This is a genomic window from Oleiphilus sp. HI0123 (assembly GCF_001635315.1).
Map to the genome: position 1 here is coordinate 1 of NZ_LWGE01001424.1, position 3,522 is coordinate 3,522.

The 3,522-nt window shown below is 43.5% G+C and carries 3 protein-coding genes and 2 pseudogenes; 2 read left to right on the forward strand and 3 right to left on the reverse strand.

The genetic code is table 11. The annotated features are described in order from the left end of the window. Positions 1 to 134, forward strand: a pseudogene (locus tag A3761_RS25860) (ketol-acid reductoisomerase); the annotation flags it as partial. Between the two features lie 2 nt (positions 135 to 136). On the opposite strand, the pseudogene A3761_RS18435 reads toward A3761_RS25860, so the two are convergent. The 3 genes and pseudogenes from A3761_RS18435 to A3761_RS18445 form a co-directional block, all read right to left on the reverse strand. Further along, positions 137 to 415 (reverse strand): annotated as a pseudogene (locus tag A3761_RS18435) (NAD(P)-dependent oxidoreductase); the annotation flags it as partial. A 67-nt stretch (positions 416 to 482) separates the two neighbouring features. Further along, complete coding sequence (ilvN, locus tag A3761_RS18440; RefSeq protein WP_068510904.1) at positions 483 to 974, reverse strand: acetolactate synthase small subunit; 492 nt, start codon at positions 972 to 974, stop codon at positions 483 to 485. A gap of 3 nt (positions 975 to 977) precedes the next feature. Continuing rightward, on the reverse strand, positions 978 to 2,699 hold the full coding sequence (locus A3761_RS18445; RefSeq protein ID WP_068510902.1) for an acetolactate synthase 3 large subunit: 1,722 nt from the start codon (positions 2,697 to 2,699) through the stop codon (positions 978 to 980). Between the two features lie 444 nt (positions 2,700 to 3,143). Between A3761_RS18445 and A3761_RS18450 the strand changes: the two genes are divergently transcribed. After that, positions 3,144 to 3,522, forward strand: a 379-nt coding sequence (locus A3761_RS18450; protein WP_068750651.1) for a DUF4124 domain-containing protein, incomplete at its 3' end; no start/stop codon positions are given.

The window sequence follows — 3,522 nt, forward strand, 5'->3', positions numbered from 1 at the left end:
TTTATTACGATAAAGATTGTGATCTATCGATCATTAAAGGTAAGAAAGTTTCAATTATTGGTTATGGTTCGCAAGGTCATGCTCATGCCTGTAACTTGAAAGATTCTGGTGTTGATGTAACGGTTGGTCTACGTGCAATTTCTTCTTTGTACAAAACAGACTGAAACTCATCTGGAGTCAAAATCATTACTACATCAGCACCAGAGACAGCCTCAGCAACCGGCTTAACAGTCAAACCATGCGCTTCCGCTTTCGCTACAGAAGAAGAATTTGCACGTAGACCAACCGTTACATCAACACCAGAATCTTTCAAGTTACAGGCATGAGCATGACCTTGCGAACCATAACCAATAATTGAAACTTTCTTACCTTTAATGATCGATAGATCACAATCTTTATCGTAATAAACCTGCATGACAATCCTCTACTTTTCTCTTGTCGAAATAAATCGACGCTTAATTAAAATTTTACTAAACAACACGCTATAGACTTAGCACTTTCTCGCCACGCGCAATACCTGAAACACCCGAACGAACCACCTCGAGCACACTTCCTTCAGCTATCGAAGCAATAAATGCATCCAACTTGTCGCTATTACCTGTGATCTGTACCGTATAGGCAGAACTAGTAACATCCACTATCTGACCACGAAAGATATCAACACAACGCTTAATCTCTGCTCTTTGAGAGCCCGCTGCCTTAATCTTAACCAACATCAACTCGCGCTCTATATGAGCACCTTCCGTCAGATCAACCAGCTTCACCACTTCAACCAACTTGTTTAGCTGCTTGGTAATCTGCTCAATGACCTTGTCGGAGCCTGAAGTTGTAACCGTTAAACGAGACAGCGTACCATCATCCGTCGGCGCAACAGTTAATGTCTCGATATTATAATTTCGCTGTGAAAACAGCCCTACAACACGCGACAGAGCTCCCGGCTCATTCTCTAACAAAACTGAAATTATTCGACGCATGGCTTAAGTCCTCTCCGTTTTGCTTAACCACATGTCATTCATAGATCCGCGCGCAATTTGCATCGGATAAACATGCTCTTTCGGATCAACATAAACGTTGATGAAAACCAAACGATCTTTCATCGCAAAAGCCTTCTCCATCGTCGTATCCAGCTCGCTAAGTTTAGTGACAGTCAAACCAACATGACCATATGATTCCACCAACTTAGTAAAATCTGGCAAGGACTCCATATACGAATGAGAGTGGCGCGATTCATAATTCATATCCTGCCACTGCTTAACCATCCCTAAAGCCTGATTGTTCAGTATTAAAACCTTCACCGGCAAGTCATATTGCTTACAGGTCGACAGTTCCTGAATATTCATCTGAATACTGCCTTCACCCGTTACGCAGACAACCTCCTCATTAGGATAATGAAGCTTTATCCCCATTGCCGCTGGCAAACCAAAACCCATCGTCCCTAAACCACCAGAGTTAATCCAACGATTTGGCTTATCAAATTTATAGTACTGAGCTGCAAACATCTGGTGCTGCCCGACGTCAGAACAAACGTAAGCATCACCTTTCGTCGCTCTATACATCGCCTCGATCGCTTGTTGCGGTTTAATGCTTTCCTCGGTCGAAGGGTCGTAGCGACCACCGTGACGAGCACGCCAGCCATCTATACTCTTCCACCAAGAAGCCAAAGCCTCTTGATCTGGCGTTTCCTCTGCATCCTCCAGAATCGCCAACATATCATTAAGCACTGATCCCACCGGCCCAACGATTGGCACATCAACCTTAACTGTTTTTGCAATATTTGCCGGATCAATATCGATATGAACAATTCTTGCCCCCGGGCAAAACTTGTCAGTGCCATTCGTCACTCGATCATCAAATCGAGCACCAACCGCTAAAACCAAGTCGGAATTATGCATTGCCTCATTGGCTTCGTAGGTACCATGCATCCCCAGCATTCCCAGAGAATGCTCACCAGTACCAGGATATGCACCCAAACCCATTAGCGTTGTGGTTACTGGATAATTCAAGCGCTCAACCAACTCTACCAACTGCTTGGATGCTTGCCCCAGAATAACACCACCACCCGCATAGATTACCGGACGCTTAGCTGCCAATAACATATCGACCGCTTTCTTAATCTGACCAGAATGCCCTCTTACCGGCGGCGTATAAGAACGCAACTTCACCTTTTTGGGGTAAACGTATTCAAAACGTTCATTTGGCGCCGTCATATCCTTAGGAATATCCACAACAACCGGCCCCGGACGACCCGACTGCGCAATATAGAAAGCCTTTTTCAAGACCTCTGGTATTTCTGAGGCATGCCTTACAGCCATATTATGCTTAACAACAGGACGAGATACGCCCATCATATCGGTTTCCTGAAAAGCATCTTCACCAATTAAGGTTGAAGGCACCTGCCCGCAAAGCACAACCATTGGAATAGAATCCATAAAGGCTGTAGCAATACCTGTAATTGTATTCGTCGCACCAGGTCCAGACGTAACGAGCACGACACCCGCCTTACCAGACGCTCGCGCGTAACCATCCGCCATATGAACAGCTGCCTGCTCATGACGAACCAAAATATGTTCAACTTTATCCTGTCTGAAAAGCGCATCATAAATATGCAGCGCTGCACCACCAGGATAACCGTATATGTACTCGACACCCTCGTCTTGTAAAAAACGAGCAATCATATCGGCGCCAGATAATAGCTCCACGATAATTACCTTCTGTTAAATAGTTTATGGAAGCTTAATCCGAGTTAACTCTCACTTCTTTTGGAAGTGCACTGGATGCAATCTAGCGTTACTTTGATGGTAAATTTGGCGTAGAGTTTCGCCATAAAGTCCAGCACTTTTATGTCATGCTAGACTCCTGTTTTACCACTGCCTCTTACATTTTCTATCAAGCAAAGTAAGAAGCTCAAATACGCTGGGGGATACTATTACCGTCAAACGATTAACGTTGAAAAACGACACTTGTAAAACCCTAGAAAAAGCAACCCGTAATTCTGACACTTAAATCATTAGAGTCAATATAATTTGCATTTTTTTGACCCAGTTTTGTATTTTTTCGGCTTTTCTCGTCCAAAAAACCGTCTATGGTTTATAGTTAGAATGTCAATTGACCAAAATTCTATGATCTGACAGGAAATCGAAACCATGACGCTCACACTGAACAGCGCATTATTCACAACCACTTTAAAGCTTTGCGCTTTTCTTTTAATTAGCTGTGCTACAACCATAGCAACTTCGGCTGAAGTCTATAAATGGGTCGATAGTAACGGCAACACTCACTATACGGACAAGAAACCAAACCATACCGAGTCGACCAGTATTCAAATTAAAACTAGCACTGCATCACAGCGCACCAGCGCACAAAACCAAGCAAAAGCTATCGATGAAAAAACAGCCAAAGAAATGCAAGTTCGACAAGGGATCGCTCAAGAAGAAGCTAGAAAAATTGAGATTGAAGAAAAATGTAAAGCAATCAGAGAAAACCTTAGAGTTATTGCTGAAACTAGCCGCATAACAGTTGTTG

Excerpts from the sequence above, each read along its gene's own strand:
- ilvN (WP_068510904.1), bottom strand. The coding sequence starts at position 974 with ATGCGTCGAATAATTTCAGTTTTGTTAGAGAATGAGCCGGGAGCTCTG.